The following is a 16,384-nucleotide window of genomic DNA, read 5'->3' on the forward strand; positions in this document are numbered from 1 at the left end:
ACTTTTGAATTTTGAATTTATAAACAATGAGGATTTTTTGAAACAATTTGGATTAGATAGACGCACTTTTAAAATTTTATTAGCAGGTTATATTATTATTGCGTTATTTGGAGCTTTATTATTGCATTTAAACTGGGCGCATACAACTCCTATTAGTTTTTTAGATGCCTTTTTCACAAGCACTTCTGCGGTTAGTATGACTGGCCTGATTGTTAAAAACACTGCTGTTGATTTTACTCTAGCAGGACAAATTATCATTTTAGCTCTCATACAAATTGGAGGCTTAGGATATATGGGTATAGGGCTTTTCATCTACATACTCATACGCAAAAAAGCAAGTTTTAACGCAAGAAATCTCCTAAAAGAATCCCTACTCTATCCTTCTATGAATGGTTTGTTTAAATTTTTCAAAAAAGTTTTGCTTTTTATTTTTACCCTAGAATTTATAGGTGCTTTGCTCCTTACTCTGCGTTTTAGTCTTGAAATGAACTTTGGCAAAGCCTTGTGGTTTGGGATTTTTCACTCTATTAGTGCTTTTAATAATTCAGGCTTTACGATATTTGAACACGGGCTTGTCGAATACAAACACGATATTTTTATCAATCTCATCATCACAAGTTTAATTATCATCGGGGGGCTAGGTTATTTTGTTTTGGTTGAGCTGTATTTTTTTCAAAGAAAACGCCTTCAAGCCCTAAGCCTTCATACAAAAATGGTCGTTACGGCAAGTCTTTTTCTCATCTTAACTTCAAGCTTGGTTATTTTTATCTTTGAATATGCCAATCCCAAGACTCTAGGAAGCTTTTCATTTTTTGATAAAATTTTAAGCTCTTATTTCATAGCCATTAATTACCGCACAGCAGGATTTAACACCCTAGATATAGGGCAATTATACGATGCGAGTTTATTTTTTGGCTCTTTGATGATGATAATAGGCGGAGCTCCCGGTGGCACAGCTGGAGGGATAAAAGTTACTACGGCTATGGTTTTACTCCTTTATGCTTATTGGAGCATACGCAATGGAAGAGTAAGGATGTTTAACCAAGAAATTTCAAAGGAAACCATTTCAAAAGCCTTTGTTATAGCCATTGGCTCCATAGTTTATATTTTAATAGCTGTCATTTCGCTTTCCTTGCTAGAACCTGATTTTAAATTCATAACCTTGCTCTTTGAGACCTCATCAGCCTTTGCAACCGTTGGACTTTCTGTGGGAGATGGGGGGACGCTTTCTTTGTGTGCTTTGTTTAGTGAGCCTAGCAAAATCATCATTATCATTATGATGCTAGGTGGAAGAATAGGCATTTTCGCCTTTTTAATTTCTATGTTTAAACAAGATAAGGCAGTGCATCTTAGATTTCCCGAAGGAAAGGTTAGTTTATAAAGGAAAAATATGAAAAATCTCAATTATGGTATCATAGGACTTGGAAAATTTGGCTCAGTCGTAGCCGATGAGCTTATCGCTGGAGGACACACCGTCATCGTTGCGGATAAGGACGAAGAAGCTTTAAAAAGCATACAAAATCCTGCTAATTATGCTTATATTTTAGATTCTACAAATATTTCAGCCCTGAAAGAAGCAGGCTTTCACGATGTGGATATAGTCATTGTTAGCATAGGGGAAAATGTTGAAAAATCCATACTTACCCTGATGGCTCTTAAAGACATAGGGGTTAAAAATATCATCGCCAAAGCCACTTCAAACATACACGGACAAATTCTTTCCAAGCTAGGAGCGAGTAAGGTTATCTACCCTGAAAAAGAAAGCGCTAAAAGATTGGTAAAAGAATTTTTAACCAAAGACGCTGAATATGAAGTTTTTGACCTTTCAGCAAACACTATTCGTGCCATTAAAATCAACATAGACGAAAAACTAGCGGGTAATTCTTTAAAACACATAGCACAAAATATGAAAGTGATTTCTTATAAAAAATTAAATGGCGAGTGGGAAATACTTCCTGATTTAGAAACCACAACGGTTTATGGCGGAGATGTTGTGATACTGCTAGGAACGCTCAAAGAACTTGGAGAATTTGAATATTAGGCTATTTTGAGCTTTTTACTCCATTTTCAACTCTTCCTTGCCACTCTTTCTTATTCTTATTAGTTACCATCATATTTTTACTATTTTTTTATTCCCACTTTCCCAAACCTCACCCGCTTAAGTCCCTTTAACGCAAAAAAGCACTTATAAGCCAAAAAATTTATAAAAAACAAAGCTTATACTTAAAAGCTAAAATAAATATAAAATAAAAATAAAATATTTTTATACCATAACTAAACTATAAATAAATTTATAGTTTTAAAATAAGCTAAATATAAGAATTTTAAAAGCACAAAGAGTATTTAAAGCCTTGAAATTTTAGACCTTGTTATACACAAATAAATCATAAATAAATACTCCTTAAATAAGTTTGGAATTTTAAAAACAAAATAAAATCTAACTCTAAGCTTATTTAAATTAGATTTTATAGTAAATTCATACAAAATTAAAATTCTTAATCCTATAAATTGTAACTTTATTACCCATAATTTTTAAATTAATGCTACTTATTTATACAAATTATCCTATTTTATGTAAATTCTTTTGAAATACTGCTATGATTTAAATCAATATTTCTTAGGAGAGTTAATATGCAACTGACACAAAATCAAAAAAATGCCCTAGCTGAATTTAAAAATTTTGTTTCAAAAAGAAACAAAATTTCCCTTTATCTTTCGCTAGTTGTCCTTATTTGTTACTATGTCTTCGTGCTAAGTGTGGGTTTAATCCCTGATATTTTAGCTTATAAAATAGGCTCTAGTGCTGTTAGTTTAGGTATTTTAGCAGGATTAGGAATTATTTTTCTTTGCATTATTAGCACGGGAATTTATGTGCTTATAGCTAATTCCTTTTTTGATAGTGAAAATTCACGCCTTTTAAAAGAGCTTGAAAAAGAAGAGTTAATAAGCCCTTTAAAAGAAGGAAAAGTCGATTACAGGGAGCTTCAATGAAAATTGCCTTAATTTTTCTCATTTTTAGTGCGTTTGCTTTGGGTGCTGGTTTTGATTTGGCTGAGGTTTCACAAAAGCAACTAAATATTCCTGCTATCCTTATGTTTGTGGTTTTTATCGCTGTAACCTTACTCATAACCTATTATTCAAACAAAAAATCCAAGTCAATGAGTGCTTTTTATACCGCTGGAGGCAATATCACTAGCCTTCAAAACGGCTTGGCAATAGCCGGTGATTATATGAGTGCGGCTAGTTTTTTAGGCATTACAGCCCTTATTTTTACTAATGGCTTTGATGGACTGATTTATTCTATTGGCTTTTTGGTGGGTTGGCCTATTATTTTGTTTTTGATTGCGGAAAAATTTAGAAATTTAGGTAAATTTACCTTTGCTGATATTGTAGCTTACCGCCTAAGCTCTAAGCCCATACGCATTATTTCGGCTATTTCAGCTTTAAGCGTTGTTATTTTTTATCTCATCGCCCAAATGGTAGGTGCTGGACAGCTCATACAACTACTTTTTGGTTTGCCTTATAAATTAGCCATAGTTTTGGTAGGTTTATTAATGATTTGCTATGTCATTTTTGGCGGTATGCACGCTACTACTTGGGTGCAAATCATCAAGGCTATTTTACTTTTAGCGGGTGCTTCTTTTATGGCTTTTATGAGTCTTTATCTTACAAATTTTGACTTAAAATATTATGCTGATTTGGCTGTTTTACATCATCCTAAAGGAGAGGCTATAATGAAGCCGGGTGCTTTTTTGCCCGATACACTCTCAGCCCTTTCCTTAGGACTAGCTTTAATGTTTGGCACAGCGGGTTTGCCTCATATTTTAATGCGTTTTTTCACAGTTAAAGACGCAAAAGAAGCTAGAAAATCCGTCTTTTATGCCACAGGTTTTATAGGGTATTTTTATCTTTTGACCTTTATTATAGGCTTTGGAGCCATAGCACTTTTGTATTCAAACTCGAATTTTATTGACGCTGATGGCTCTTTTACGGGTGCTTCTAATATGGTAGCTATCATTTTAGCGGAGGTTTTAGGGGGAAATATTTTTTTAGGTTTTATTTCTGCTGTGAGTTTTGCGACTATATTGGCTGTTGTGGCAGGACTTACCATATCAGGAGCTGGAGCTATCAGCCACGATTTATATGTCAATGTCTTAAAAAATGGAGTTTGCGATAGCAAAACCCAAATGCGAGTTACCAAAGGCTCTATCTTAGTTTTAGGCTTACTTGCAATTATACTCGGTTTTGTTTTTGAAAATCAAAATGTAGCCTTTATGGTTGGTCTTGCCTTTGCTATCGCTGCGAGTGTGAATTTTCCTATACTTTTTTTAAGCATTTATTTTAAAGATTTGACCACTAAAGGAGCCTTTTGGGGAGGGTTGATAGGACTTATCGTAGTAGTTTCGCTTGTAGTTTTAAGCCCGGGAATTTGGGTAAAAAGCTTTGGTTTTGCTGAAGCTATTTTTCCTTATGAGCATCCGGGAATTTTTAGCATACCCTTAACCTTTATTTTGGTTTTTATCCTATCCAAACTTGATAAAAGCGAACGCGCAAAAAGAGATAGACTAGGATTTAACGCACAAAATTTTAGAGCCCAAAGCGGAGTGGGTATAGAAAAAGCCATAGAGCATTAAATTTTTGTAGCCTTGATAAAGCGTTTCAAGGCTATTTTTTCTTTAAAACCTAGCTTATAATAAATAAACTCATCTAGGTAAAAACGCATAGGCTTTATACCAATTTCTTTTTGCTTGGCATAATTTTGAAGTATGTAGCAAGGAATTTTCGTCTTTGTTTTTGAAAAATTTTTCAAAATTTTTGCATACAAAGCCTTTTTTTGCATACAAGAAAAACGAGCAAAAACAAAGGGCAATCCTGTTTTTTCGTGCCATTTTTCACAAAGGTCTATGTATTTTGAAGGCTCTTTTAAATAAAGTTTCAAGGCTTTATCGCCTATGATTACCCTACCATCTTGCTTTAAAATTTTAGCCAAAGCATTAGAACTTGCCGAGCTGCTATCTTTGGCACTAGGGGTATTTTTCTCTACTAAAACACTCAAAACCCTTTTATTCGCACAAATACCCAAATCCAAATTTTTATATTTTTTTCTAGCACTTTCTATGCTTGAAATGATAGCCGCATCAATTCTTCTATAAAACAAATCCTTATTTAACTTACTTGGCACACCTTTTTTATACTCCATAGCCATTTTAAAGCCACTAGGCAAGGGGTATTTTTTAAGATAAATATGCAAGGGCAAAAGATTAATATAATCAATTTTTCCAAAAATCATCGCTACTAAAGAGTGTTAAACACTCTATCTCCTGCATCTCCAAGTCCCGGAATAATATAGCCTTTTTCATTTAAACCCTTATCAATACAAGCTACAAAAACTTCCACATCATTATGCATTTGGCTAAATTTTTGCAAACCTTGCGGGGCAGCAAGTATGGATATAAATTTTATTTTTTTAATCCCTTGACTTTTTAAAAAATTACAAGCCTCTATCGCAGTTCCACCTGTGGCAAACATAGGGTCTATGACAATAGCAGTGCGTTCTTTTGCATCTTTGGGAAGTTTTTGAAAATAAAAATCCGCCTTTAAGGTTTCTTCGTTTCTTACAAATCCTAAAAATCCAACACTTGCATCAGGAATCATCTTAAAAACACTTTCAAGCATTCCTAATGCCGCTCTTAAAATAGGACAAATCATAATTTTTTCATCAAGTTTTTTTACTCTAGTTTTTTGTATAGGTGTTGAAATTTCAATTTCTTTTAAAGAAAAATCTTTACTAGCTTCAAAAAGCAAAAAAGATGAAATTTCATCGATTAACATACGAAATTGAAGGGGCTTAGTCTCTTTAGCCCTTAAAATTCCTAATTTATGTTCAATCAATGGATGATTGATACAATAAATATTTTTCATTTTAAGCTTTCAAAATAAGCCTGCTCATCAAAATTTTTCACTTTAGCCACCCCATCTTTTACAGCACTAGCCGCCACAGCTGTGCTTACAGCCGCTTTTACTCTTTCATCAAAGGGTTTAGGAATGACATAATCCTTGCCAAATTCTAAAGTGCTTAAATTATAAGCTTTTTTAACGGAATCGCTTACAGGAAGTTTTGCAAGCTCTGCTAAGGCTTTGGCAGCGGCTATTTTCATATTTTCAGTGATTTTACTTGCACGCACATCTAAAGCCCCACGAAAAATAAAAGGAAAGCCCAAAACATTATTGATTTGGTTTGGATAATCGCTTCTTCCTGTTCCCACAATAGCATCTTTTCTAAGTCTAGCCACAACTTCTGGCATTACTTCAGGGATGGGATTTGCTAAAGCAAAAATCACAGGGTCCTTTGCCATACTTAAAACCATTTCATCATTAAGAATTTTTGGCACACTAAGCCCTAAGAAAACATCCGCTCCTTTTAAAGCTTCTTTTAAAGTCTTTTCTTTAGAATCAACAGCAAATTCAAGCTTTTGCGGGGTCAAATCCTTTCTATCTTTAGAAATCACTCCTTTACTATCCACTAAGATAATATTTTCCACACCTAAATTTCTATACATCCTAGCACTTGCTATACCCGCAGCACCTGCACCGCTTATGACTACTTTGATATTTTTAAAGTTTTTGCCACTTATTTGCATAGCATTCATAAGAGCTGCAGTTGAAATAATAGCCGTGCCGTGCTGGTCATCGTGCATTACAGGTATGCCTAAATCCTGCAAAGCTGCTTCAATCTCAAAGCATTTTGGTGCGGCAATATCTTCTAAATTTATGCCCCCAAAAGTAGGCGCTAAAGCTTTGCAAAAATTTACAATTTCTTCTACACTATGCACATCAATTTCTATATCATAAGCATTAACATTAGCAAATTTTTTAAACAAACAAGCCTTACCTTCCATCACAGGCTTACTCGCACTTGCCCCTATATTGCCAAGTCCTAGCACGGCTGAGCCATCGCTGATTATGGCTACAAGATTATCCTTATTGGTATAAGTAAAGGCTAAATTCTCATCTCTAGCAATTTCCAAACAAGGCTCCGCAACGCCCGGACTATAAGCCAAAGCCAAGTCATAACTCGTATCCATAGCCTTGCGTATAGCTATGTCAATCTTGCCTCCTAAATGATATTTTAAAGCTTCTTCTTTTAAATTCATTTCATTTTCCTCTAATTTTTAAAAAATTTTCTATTCTTTTTTTACACTCATCAAATCCTAAGAATTCTAATACTTCAAAAATACTAGGACTTACCGCACTCCCTGTTAAAGCTATGCGTAAGGGCTGGGCTAGGTCTTTTAACTTTGCTTGTTTTTTTTCTAAAAAATCATTCGTAAATTCTTCAAATTCTTTGCTTGTTTTTTGATTTTCTAAAGCATTGCTAAAAGCGCGCAGCAAATGTAAATTCTCTTCATTGATAAATTTTTGCACCGCATTTTCATCATAATTTTGCGGAGCATTAACTATGCTTTTTGCACCCTTTATAATATCATGCAAAGTTTTAGCACGCTCTCTTAGCAAATCAAGTAAAAATCCTGCCCTTTCATAAACAGCTAAGTCAAAACCAAGCTCTTTAAGCTGACGATTGATTTCTTCAAAAGAAAGGGTTTTAATATAATGAGCATTAAGCCACTCAAGCTTTTTAGCATTATAACAAGATGCACTTTTATTAATGTGATAAGGGTTAAAAAGCTTTTTAAGCTCTTCTAAAGAAAAAATCTCCTCATCTTTATGACTCCAACCCAAACGCACAAGAAAATTAAGCAAAGCTTGAGGCAAAATTCCCATTTCTTTATATTCCATAACATCAGTTGCGCCGTGCCTTTTTGAAAGCTTTTTACCATCTTCGCCGTGTATCATAGCCACATGGAAAAATTTGGGAATTTTAAAGCCTAAGGCTTCATAAAGAACAATTTGCTTAGGAGTGTTTGAAAGATGATCATCCCCTCTTATGACATCACTTACACCCATTAAAGCATCATCAATCACAACGCAAAAATTATAAGTAGGAGTGCCATCGCTTCTAGCTATAATAAAATCATCCATTATATCCTCTACTTTAAATTTAATCTCGCCTTTAACACCATCTTCAAAAACAATTTCGCCACTTTGAGGTGCTTTAATACGCACAACAGGCTCTATACCCTGAGGCGGTGTGCCTTTAAAATCCCTATACCTTCCATCATATCTTGGACGCTCTTTAGCTTCTTCTTGTTTAGCACGCAAGTGCTCTAATTCTTCTTTACTCATATAGCAATAATACGCCTTGCCTGAGTCTAAAAGCTTTTGAATGTATTCTTTGTATAAATCAAAGCGTTGGGATTGATAGCTGATTTCTCCATCGAATTCTAAACCACACCATTTAAAAGCTTCTACAATAGCCCAAGCTGCTTCTTTTGAATTTCTTTTTAAATCTGTATCTTCAATACGCAGTAAAAAATTCCCACCCTTGTTTCTAGCGTATAAATAATTATAAAGAGCGGTTCTAAGCCCACCTATATGTAAATATCCTGTTGGACTTGGAGCAAAACGCGTTGTAAGTTTTTCGTGCATTTTTTGCCTTTTCTTAAATTTTTGTTGATATAATGCGATATTTATACTTAAATAAAGGTTTGAAATGAAAAAAATTTTATTAAGTTTTGCGTTTTTTGCAAGTTTAGCTAGTGCCAATACCATAAACGCCATAGCTTTAGTTGTAGATAAAGAGCCTATCACAACTTACGACCTAGACCAAACGATGAAAGTGCTTAAAATTGATAGAAATAAAGCTTTAGGCATACTCATCAACGAAAAAATGGAAATTTCACAAATGAAACAACTGGGTATTGTAGTCAATGATTTAGAGCTTGATGATGCCATAAATAAAATGCTTAAGCAAAACAAAACTACCCTAGATGCTTTTAAAGCCGATTTAAAATCCAAAAAGCAAAGCTATGAACAATTTCGTGCGGATTTCAAAAAAGATTTAGAAAAAAGAAAACTTTATGAAAAAATAGCATCTATGGCAAAAACCGATTTTAGCGATGATGGGGCAAAAAAATTTTTCGAACAAAGTAAAGATAAATTCACTTTTTACACGCAAATTAATGTAAATATCTACGAGTCAAACAATGCCCAAACTTTAGAAAATATCAAAAATACAAAAAAAACAATACTTAAGCCACAGAATGCATCTTTAAACACAAACAATGCAGACCCAAGACTTTTAGGGCTTTTATCACAAATTCCAAGTGGAGGTTTTTCTCCTGTTTTAAATGGAAAAAATGGCTATGAGCTTTATGAAGTTAAAAGCAAAAGTGGGGCGGAAACTCCTAGTTTCGAACAAGTTAAAAATGAAGTTTTGAACGCTTATGTAAGCGAACAAAGACAAAATTTCATACAGGATTATTTTGACAAACTTCGCTCTAAAATCAACATAGAATACTTTAGATAAGATAAAGAAAATTTCCCCTTTAAATAGGGAAATTTTAATGTCTGGCTAAATAATTCGTATCGTAGTTATTTTCGATAAAATCAGGATTTTCCATCATAGCAAGATGAAAATCTTTAGTGGTTTTAATCCCACTTATAAGCAATTCATTTAAAGCCACTTTCATTTTAGCAATGGCTGTGTTTCTATCTTCGCCCCAAACCACAAGCTTTCCTATCATAGAATCATAATAAGGCGGCACAGCATAGCCCTCATAACAATGACTTTCCATCCGGACATTGCGTCCTGCTGGGGGGATGTATTTGGTAATTTTACCCGGACTTGGTAAGAAAGTTTTGGAATCTTCAGCTGTAATCCTACACTCAATAGAATGCCCACAAAGCCTAATACTCTCTTGCGAAGGCAGAGCGTAGCCTTCAGCAACCTTTATCATTTGTTCTATTATATCAATCCCGCTTACCATTTCACTCACGCAGTGTTCAACTTGCAAACGGGTATTCATTTCTATAAAATAAAAATCCAAATTCCTATCAACCAAAAACTCAAAAGTCCCTGCACCCTCATAGCCTATGGCTTTAGCCGCTTTAACAGCCGTTTCATGGAGTCTGGCACGGGTTTTTTCATCCAGCAAAATCGCAGGGGATTCTTCAATAAGTTTTTGATGGCGTCTTTGCATAGAACAATCTCTTTCGCCTATGTGAATAACATTACCAAAACTATCGCCTATAACTTGCACTTCTATATGGCGGGGGTTTTGAATATATTTTTCCATATACATAGTGCCATCGCCAAAGGCTGTCATAGCCTCGCTTTCAGCCGACCAATACGCTTTTTCAAGGTCTTTTTCATTTTCCACCACACGCATACCACGACCTCCGCCACCCGCAGCAGCTTTTAAAATCACAGGATAGCCTATTTTTTTGGCAAGTTTTTTAGCCGCCCCAGCTCCTGCTAAAGCCCCATCGCTTCCGGGTATCACAGGCACACCTGCTCTTTGCATTACCTGCTTTGCCTTACTTTTATCACTCATTAAATTCATGGACTCCACTGAAGGACCTATGAATTTGATATTATGCTTTGCGCAAATTTCAACAAAATTTTGATTTTCACTCAAAAAACCATAGCCCGGAAAAATCGCATCCGCTTCAGAAATTTCAGCCGCTGTAATAATGGCTGGGATATTAAGATAACTTTCAGAACTTCTTGCCTTGCCTATGCAAATGCTAGCATCAGCATATTTTAAATATAAGGCTTCCTTATCGGCTTCAGAATACACACAAATGGCTTTTTTACCCATTTCTTTAATGGTTCTTAAGGCACGCAGGGCTATTTCGCCGCGATTAGCAATCAATATGCTTTTAATTTCCATTTTATAATTTCTCCACCACAAATAAAGGCATGCCAAATTCCACAGGCTGCCCGTCAGCTACTAAAATTTCAGCAATGCGACAATCAAATTCGGCTTCAATTTCATTCATAATCTTCATCGCTTCAATAATGGCAATAGTATCGCCTTTTTTAACCGTGCTGCCTACCTTTACAAAAGGAGCAGCCCCGGGACTTGGTGCTTGATAAAAGGTGCCTACCATAGGGCTGTTTATACTAGGTTTATTGCTTTTTGTATTTTGACTAGGTTGGGCTTCATTAACTACACTCACATTAATAGGTTGTGGAGCTGGAACCGGGGGACAAACAGGAGCTGAAACATCGCAGCACATATCTCTTTCAAGTTCTATTTCAAAACCATCTTGTTCTTTGATTTTAATTTTACTAATATTGGCTTCAGCAAAAAGATTTACCAACTCTTTAATTTCTTCTTTTGTCATAAAATTCTCCTACAAAATTTAAGAACTTAATCTTGTATTATATAAAAAAACTTGAAATTTAACTTTAAAAAAGAAAAAAATCATAAAAATATAGATTTTTAGGCTATAATCCTAGCAAAAAATATCAAGGGGTTAAAATGGGCTTAAAAGCGGATAAATGGATAAGAAAAATGGCATTGGAACATCAAATGATAGAGCCTTTTTGTGAGGCAAATATAGGCAAAGGCGTTGTAAGTTATGGGCTTTCAAGTTATGGTTATGACATACGCGTAGGCAAGGAGTTTAAAATTTTTACCAATGTCAATTCGACCGTGGTCGACCCAAAAAATTTCTTAGAAGCCAATGTAGTGGATTTTGAAGGCGAGGTGTGTATAGTGCCTGCAAATTCTTTTGCTTTGGCTAGAACCATAGAATATTTTAAAATGCCTGATGATGTTTTAGCTATTTGTCTGGGTAAAAGCACTTATGCAAGGTGTGGCATTATAGTGAATGTAACGCCCTTTGAACCGGGTTTTGAAGGACATATTACCATAGAAATTTCAAACACTACCCCTCTGCCTGCAAAAATTTATGCCAATGAAGGTATAGCACAGGTATTATTCTTGCAAGGCGATGAAAAATGTGGCACCACTTACAAAGATAAAAAAGGCAAATACCAAGCCCAAAGGGGCATAACCCTGCCAAGAATTTTAAAATAGGAACACTTTTTGCTTTAATTTTTAGAAAAAACTTAAGCAAAGGAAGGCAAAATGTTTAACGGAAAAAATATCCTAATCACAGGCGGAACAGGCTCTTTTGGAAAAACCTATACTAAGGTTTTGCTCCAAAATTACAAGCCTAATAAAATCATCATTTATTCTCGCGATGAGCTTAAACAATTTGAAATGGCAAGTATTTTTAATGCTTCTTGTATGCGTTATTTCATAGGAGATGTAAGGGATAAGGAACGCTTAAGTACGGCTATGCGTGATGTGGATTTTGTCATCCACGCCGCTGCGATGAAGCATGTGCCTATTGCTGAATATAACCCTATGGAATGTATTAAAACCAATATCCACGGCGCCCAAAATGTCATCGATGCTTGTTTTGAAAATGGGGTTAAAAAATGTATAGCTCTTAGCACCGATAAGGCTTGCAATCCTATAAATTTATACGGTGCGACTAAACTGGCTAGTGATAAACTCTTTGTAGCAGCCAATAACATAGCAGGCAACAAACAAACACGCTTTGGCGTTACAAGATATGGCAATGTCGTAGGTTCAAGAGGTTCGGTTGTGCCTTTTTTCAAAAAACTCATTAGTCAAGGCGCCAAAGAACTTCCTATCACGGATACAAGAATGACTCGCTTTTGGATTAGTCTTGAAGATGGAGTGAAATTTGTGCTGAGTAATTTTGAAAGAATGCACGGGGGTGAAATTTTCATTCCAAAAATCCCTTCTATGAAAATTACGGATTTAGCTCACGCTTTAGCCCCTCATTTAAGCCATAAAATCATAGGCATAAGAGCAGGCGAAAAGCTACACGAAATAATGATTTCAAGCGATGATAGTCATTTAACTTATGAATTTGAAAACTACTATGCCATAAGTCCTAGTATTAAATTTGTGGATAAAAATAATGATTTTAGCATTAATGCCCTAGGCGAAAAAGGGCAAAAAGTAAAAGATGGTTTTTCTTATAGCTCGGATAACAATCCTTTGTGGGCAAGTGAAAAAGAGCTTTTAGAAATTATCAATCATACCGGGAGTTTTTAAAATGCTTACTTATTCTCATCAAAATATCACACAAGATGACCTTGAAGTTGTGATGAAGGCTTTAAAAGATGAAATTTTAACAGGGGGCAAAAAAGTAAATGAATTTGAAGAAGCCCTTTGTGAATATGTAGGTGTTAGGCACGCTTGTGTGCTAAATTCAGCCACATCAGCTTTGCATCTTGCTTATAGGGTTTTAAATGTCAAAGAAAAAATCGTTTTAACCACTCCTTTAAGCTTTGCTGCTACGGCAAATGCAGCCTTGATGGCGGGTGCTAAAGTAGAATTTATCGATATTAAAAACGATGGCAATATTGATGAAAAAAAACTCTCTCAAAGACTTCAAAAAAATAGTGAAAATATAGGGGCAATTTGCGTGGTGGATTTTGGCGGACAAAGCGTTGAAATAGATGAAATTTCAAGCCTTGCTAAAAATTACAATATCCCCCTAATCGATGATGCAAGCCACGCCTTAGGAGCAGAATATAAAGGCGAAAAAGTAGGGAAAAAAGCAGAGCTTTCTATATTTTCTTTTCATCCTGTTAAACCTATCACTACTCTTGAAGGCGGGGCTGTGCTAAGTAATAATGAAGAACTTATCGCTAAAATCAAGCTTTTAAGAAGCCACGGCATAGTCAAAAAAAGGCTTTGGGATAGCGATATGTGTGAGCTTGGCTACAATTACCGCTTAAGCGATGTCGCTTGTGCTTTAGGGATAAATCAGCTTAAAAAGCTTGATAAGAATTTAGAAAAAAGAGAGCAAATCGCTAGTTTTTACGATAAAGAATTTGAAAAAAATCCTTATTTTTCCACTCTAAAAATCAAAGCTCATAATAAAAGCTCAAGGCATTTATATCCTATCTTACTCTACCCTGAATTTTACTGCCAAAAAGAAGAGCTTTTTGAAAGCTTACTCGATGCAGGACTTGGCGTGCAGGTGCATTATAAACCCACTTATGAATTTAGCTTTTATAAAAAACTCTTAGGAGAAATAAGGCTTGAAAATGCGGATAATTTTTATAAAGCCGAGCTTAGCATCCCTTGTCATCAGCAAATGAGTCTAAAAGACGCAAAATTCGTAAGAGATACTTTATTTAGCACACTTGAAAAAATAAAAAGGACAGCTTGTGGATAAACTAGACTTTAGAAGCCAAGATTTTAGCCAAACGGCAAAGGCTATGTATGAACTAGCTTGTGAGCTTTTTCCCATTCCTAGAAGCATTACAGGACAAGGTTTTAGGGATAGTTTGGAAATTTTAAACAAAACGCTAGGGGGGGGGGGTTATCAATTTTCATTCCATTAAAAGTGGCACTAAGGTTTTTGACTGGATTGTGCCTGATGAATGGCACATTAAAGACGCTTTTATCATCACTCCAGAAGGAGAGAAAATTTGTGATTTTAAAAAGCACAATCTACACATCTTAAATTACAGCGAGGCAGTGGATGAAGAAATGGAGCTTGAAGAGCTTGATAAACATCTTTACTCCATAGAAGAACTGCCCGATGCCATTCCTTATGTAACAAGTTATTATAAAAGGCGTTGGGGCTTTTGTATCACGCACGAAGCAAGAAAAAAGCTCAAAAAAGGCAAATACAAAGTCTTTATTGACGCTAAACACGATAAAAATGGGGTTTTAAACTATGGCGATTTTATCATTCCTAGCACACAGAATTTAAAAGATGAAATTTTAATCTCCACTTATCTTTGCCATCCTTCTATGGCAAATAACGAATTAAGCGGTCCTTGCGTGGCTATTTTCTTAGCAAAATGGCTTTTAAATTTACAAGAAAGAAAATACAATTACCGTTTTGTGCTTATCCCTGAAACCATAGGAAGTATAGTTTATCTTAGCAGACACTTAAAGCATTTAAAGCAGCATACTAAAGCGGGCTTTGTGCTTTCGTGCGTAGGCGATGATAAGGCTTATTCACTCATACATTCACCTAGCAAAAACTCCCTAAGCGATAAGCTTGCCCTGCACACTCTAAGAAAGAAAAGAAATTTTAAAGCCTTTAGTTTTTTAGCCCGTGGGAGTGATGAAAGACAATATAATGCCCCGCTTGTTGATTTGGGCGTGGTGGGAATATGCCGCACAAAATATTTGGAATACAAAGAATACCATAACTCCAAAGATGATTTAAACTTCATTTCAGCTCAGGGTTTAAGCGGGGCGCTTAAAGCCATGCAAGAAATAGTTTTAAACCTAGAAATCAATGCCGTGTATGAAAACACCCTAGTAGGCGAACCCAATCTTGGAAAAAGGGGGCTTTATCACACCCTTAGCACCAATGATGAAATTCCTTTAGCTTGTAATTTTCTAGCTTACTGCGATGGACGAAATGACATCATTGATATAGCTAGTATCTTAAAACTACAAGGCTATGAACTCAAAGATCTTATCACTAAACTTTTAGAATTTAAGCTTATCAAACCTTGCATAAAAGCCTAATGCGAAAATTTGTGCAAACTTTGAGCTTTATTTTGAGTAATGTCTAAGGCTATAAGCTCATAAGCAGCCCTTAGGGATATTTTTTTGATACAAATATTTTCACAAAAACTTACCCGCATCGCCCCTGAGTTTTTTAAAATCCGCTCAAGGGGATTGACATCGGTTAAAACGCCTTCATTTCTTACAAACATATCGTAAGTTCTTTTTTCTTTTTTTCCTTTTTCATCGGTGTAATTAGCACTGAAACTTTTATTGTGCCTGTAAGAAACATTGAAATTTTGCTCCACAAAATGCACAAAAGTAAAAGAATCCTGCAAAGGCAAATCCACTATAACCATAAAAGCATCATTTTCATACATAAAAGCGAAGGGTGAAAGGCTATCAAAGGCTCCTTTATTTTCCAAAGAACAAAGTTTTGCTTGTGCTTTTCCACTCACAGCAAAGGAGTAAATGGGGTGTTTGGTGCGTTTAAAATCCGCTCTTTTTAAGGCTATATTGCCTAAAGCTCCTGTTTGGGATTTTGAATGAAGAATATCATAGTCCCTGCCCTTACAAAAATCCCAATTAAAAGTCTGTAAAACTAGAGTCCCTACTCCCCTATTTAAAGTATCTAGCAAGGAATTTAAACTCTCTTTTAAATTCAAGTTATAAGCTTGTAACTTTTGCATAAGCTGCATTAAATTCCCTGTAAATAAAAGCAACTCATTTTCTCTCATATCTAAAGTTTTGACAAATTTTTCTAGCATAATTTCTCCTTAGAAACTTATTTTATGATAAAATCGTTTAAAAATATTTAAATATCATTTTGTAATGAAATATTTGCTTTCACCGAATAAACAAGGCAAATTTATCCCCTACATCTTTAAAAGTAAAAATCTTATTTCCACAAGGATAAGAGATGGAATTTTCTTTCATAGGGGATTTTCTTGTCT

Annotated in this window: 16 protein-coding genes and 1 pseudogene; 9 read left to right on the forward strand and 8 right to left on the reverse strand. The window is 35.1% G+C overall.

Annotated features, from left to right (window positions below; genetic code table 11):
* The first annotated feature begins 37 nt into the window (after positions 1 to 37).
* The 4 genes from ACLL8X_RS08475 to ACLL8X_RS08490 all read left to right on the forward strand — a co-directional run bounded on the left by ACLL8X_RS08475 (position 38) and on the right by ACLL8X_RS08490 (position 4,634).
* Positions 38 to 1,381, forward strand: coding sequence for a TrkH family potassium uptake protein (locus ACLL8X_RS08475; RefSeq protein ID WP_411990489.1), 1,344 nt, complete (start codon positions 38 to 40; stop codon positions 1,379 to 1,381).
* Between the two features lie 9 nt (positions 1,382 to 1,390).
* Positions 1,391 to 2,041, forward strand: a complete 651-nt coding sequence (locus ACLL8X_RS08480; protein ID WP_411990490.1) for a potassium channel family protein — start codon at positions 1,391 to 1,393, stop codon at positions 2,039 to 2,041.
* A 590-nt stretch (positions 2,042 to 2,631) separates the two neighbouring features.
* Positions 2,632 to 2,991 carry a DUF485 domain-containing protein gene (locus tag ACLL8X_RS08485; RefSeq protein ID WP_411990491.1) on the forward strand — a complete coding sequence of 120 codons (360 nt, stop codon included), beginning with the start codon at positions 2,632 to 2,634 and terminating at the stop codon, positions 2,989 to 2,991.
* Complete coding sequence (locus ACLL8X_RS08490) at positions 2,988 to 4,634, forward strand: cation acetate symporter (protein ID WP_411990492.1); 1,647 nt, start codon at positions 2,988 to 2,990, stop codon at positions 4,632 to 4,634. Before ACLL8X_RS08485 ends, ACLL8X_RS08490 begins: the two co-directional genes overlap by 4 nt.
* On the opposite strand, the gene ACLL8X_RS08495 is transcribed toward ACLL8X_RS08490, so the two are convergent.
* From ACLL8X_RS08495 to gltX, 4 genes are read right to left on the reverse strand one after another with little or no spacing between them, the layout of a single operon-like run.
* Entirely contained in the window at positions 4,631 to 5,290 is a 660-nt protein-coding gene (locus tag ACLL8X_RS08495) for an MqnA/MqnD/SBP family protein (protein ID WP_411990493.1), read from the reverse strand. The genes ACLL8X_RS08490 and ACLL8X_RS08495 overlap by 4 nt on opposite strands.
* A gap of 5 nt (positions 5,291 to 5,295) precedes the next feature.
* Positions 5,296 to 5,922, reverse strand: coding sequence for a uracil phosphoribosyltransferase (gene upp, locus ACLL8X_RS08500; RefSeq protein WP_411990494.1), 627 nt, complete (start codon positions 5,920 to 5,922; stop codon positions 5,296 to 5,298).
* A complete protein-coding gene (locus tag ACLL8X_RS08505) occupies positions 5,919 to 7,154 on the reverse strand; it encodes a malic enzyme-like NAD(P)-binding protein (RefSeq protein WP_411990495.1) in 1,236 nt (411 codons plus the stop codon). The genes upp and ACLL8X_RS08505 overlap by 4 nt, the downstream gene beginning before the upstream one ends.
* Before the next feature lies 1 nt (position 7,155).
* Complete coding sequence (gltX, locus tag ACLL8X_RS08510; protein ID WP_411990496.1) at positions 7,156 to 8,547, reverse strand: glutamate--tRNA ligase; 1,392 nt, start codon at positions 8,545 to 8,547, stop codon at positions 7,156 to 7,158.
* A 64-nt stretch (positions 8,548 to 8,611) separates the two neighbouring features.
* On the opposite strand from gltX, the gene ACLL8X_RS08515 reads away from it, so the two are divergent.
* Positions 8,612 to 9,427: a peptidylprolyl isomerase gene (locus ACLL8X_RS08515; RefSeq protein ID WP_411990497.1), complete on the forward strand. Its 816-nt coding sequence runs from the start codon at positions 8,612 to 8,614 to the stop codon at positions 9,425 to 9,427.
* A gap of 34 nt (positions 9,428 to 9,461) precedes the next feature.
* Here the strand turns inward: ACLL8X_RS08515 and ACLL8X_RS08520 are convergent, their stop codons facing one another.
* Together ACLL8X_RS08520 and accB are read right to left on the reverse strand one after the other, a co-directional pair.
* Entirely contained in the window at positions 9,462 to 10,793 is a 1,332-nt protein-coding gene (locus ACLL8X_RS08520; protein ID WP_411990498.1) for an acetyl-CoA carboxylase biotin carboxylase subunit, read from the reverse strand.
* Position 10,794: 1 nt separating this feature from the next.
* On the reverse strand, positions 10,795 to 11,250 hold the full coding sequence (accB, locus tag ACLL8X_RS08525) for an acetyl-CoA carboxylase biotin carboxyl carrier protein (protein ID WP_411990499.1): 456 nt from the start codon (positions 11,248 to 11,250) through the stop codon (positions 10,795 to 10,797).
* A gap of 137 nt (positions 11,251 to 11,387) precedes the next feature.
* Here accB and dcd point away from each other — a divergent pair, with 137 nt between their 5' ends.
* The 4 genes and pseudogenes from dcd to ACLL8X_RS08545 all read left to right on the forward strand — a co-directional run bounded on the left by dcd (position 11,388) and on the right by ACLL8X_RS08545 (position 15,452).
* A complete protein-coding gene (dcd, locus tag ACLL8X_RS08530; protein WP_411990500.1) occupies positions 11,388 to 11,948 on the forward strand; it encodes a dCTP deaminase in 561 nt (186 codons plus the stop codon).
* Positions 11,949 to 11,999: 51 nt separating this feature from the next.
* The gene (gene pseB / locus ACLL8X_RS08535; RefSeq protein WP_411990501.1) at positions 12,000 to 13,004 is read left to right on the forward strand and encodes a UDP-N-acetylglucosamine 4,6-dehydratase (inverting); all 1,005 of its coding nucleotides are present in this window, start codon (positions 12,000 to 12,002) and stop codon (positions 13,002 to 13,004) included.
* A gap of 1 nt (position 13,005) precedes the next feature.
* The gene (gene pseC / locus ACLL8X_RS08540; RefSeq protein ID WP_411990502.1) at positions 13,006 to 14,136 is read left to right on the forward strand and encodes a UDP-4-amino-4,6-dideoxy-N-acetyl-beta-L-altrosamine transaminase; all 1,131 of its coding nucleotides are present in this window, start codon (positions 13,006 to 13,008) and stop codon (positions 14,134 to 14,136) included.
* A pseudogene (locus ACLL8X_RS08545) lies at positions 14,129 to 15,452 on the forward strand (DUF4910 domain-containing protein). The gene pseC and the pseudogene ACLL8X_RS08545 overlap by 8 nt, the downstream one beginning before the upstream one ends.
* Here ACLL8X_RS08545 and ACLL8X_RS08550 read toward each other — a convergent pair.
* Both ACLL8X_RS08550 and ACLL8X_RS08555 read right to left on the reverse strand, forming a co-directional pair.
* On the reverse strand, positions 15,449 to 16,198 hold the full coding sequence (locus ACLL8X_RS08550) for an AAC(3) family N-acetyltransferase (protein ID WP_411990503.1): 750 nt from the start codon (positions 16,196 to 16,198) through the stop codon (positions 15,449 to 15,451). The pseudogene ACLL8X_RS08545 and the gene ACLL8X_RS08550 sit on opposite strands and share 4 nt — an antisense overlap.
* A gap of 79 nt (positions 16,199 to 16,277) precedes the next feature.
* A partial coding sequence (locus ACLL8X_RS08555) for a DUF2920 family protein (protein ID WP_411990505.1) occupies positions 16,278 to 16,384 on the reverse strand: 107 nt, incomplete at its 5' end.

The organism is Campylobacter parajejuni, assembly GCF_046764905.1.
In the GTDB taxonomy this organism is placed as follows: domain Bacteria; phylum Campylobacterota; class Campylobacteria; order Campylobacterales; family Campylobacteraceae; genus Campylobacter_D.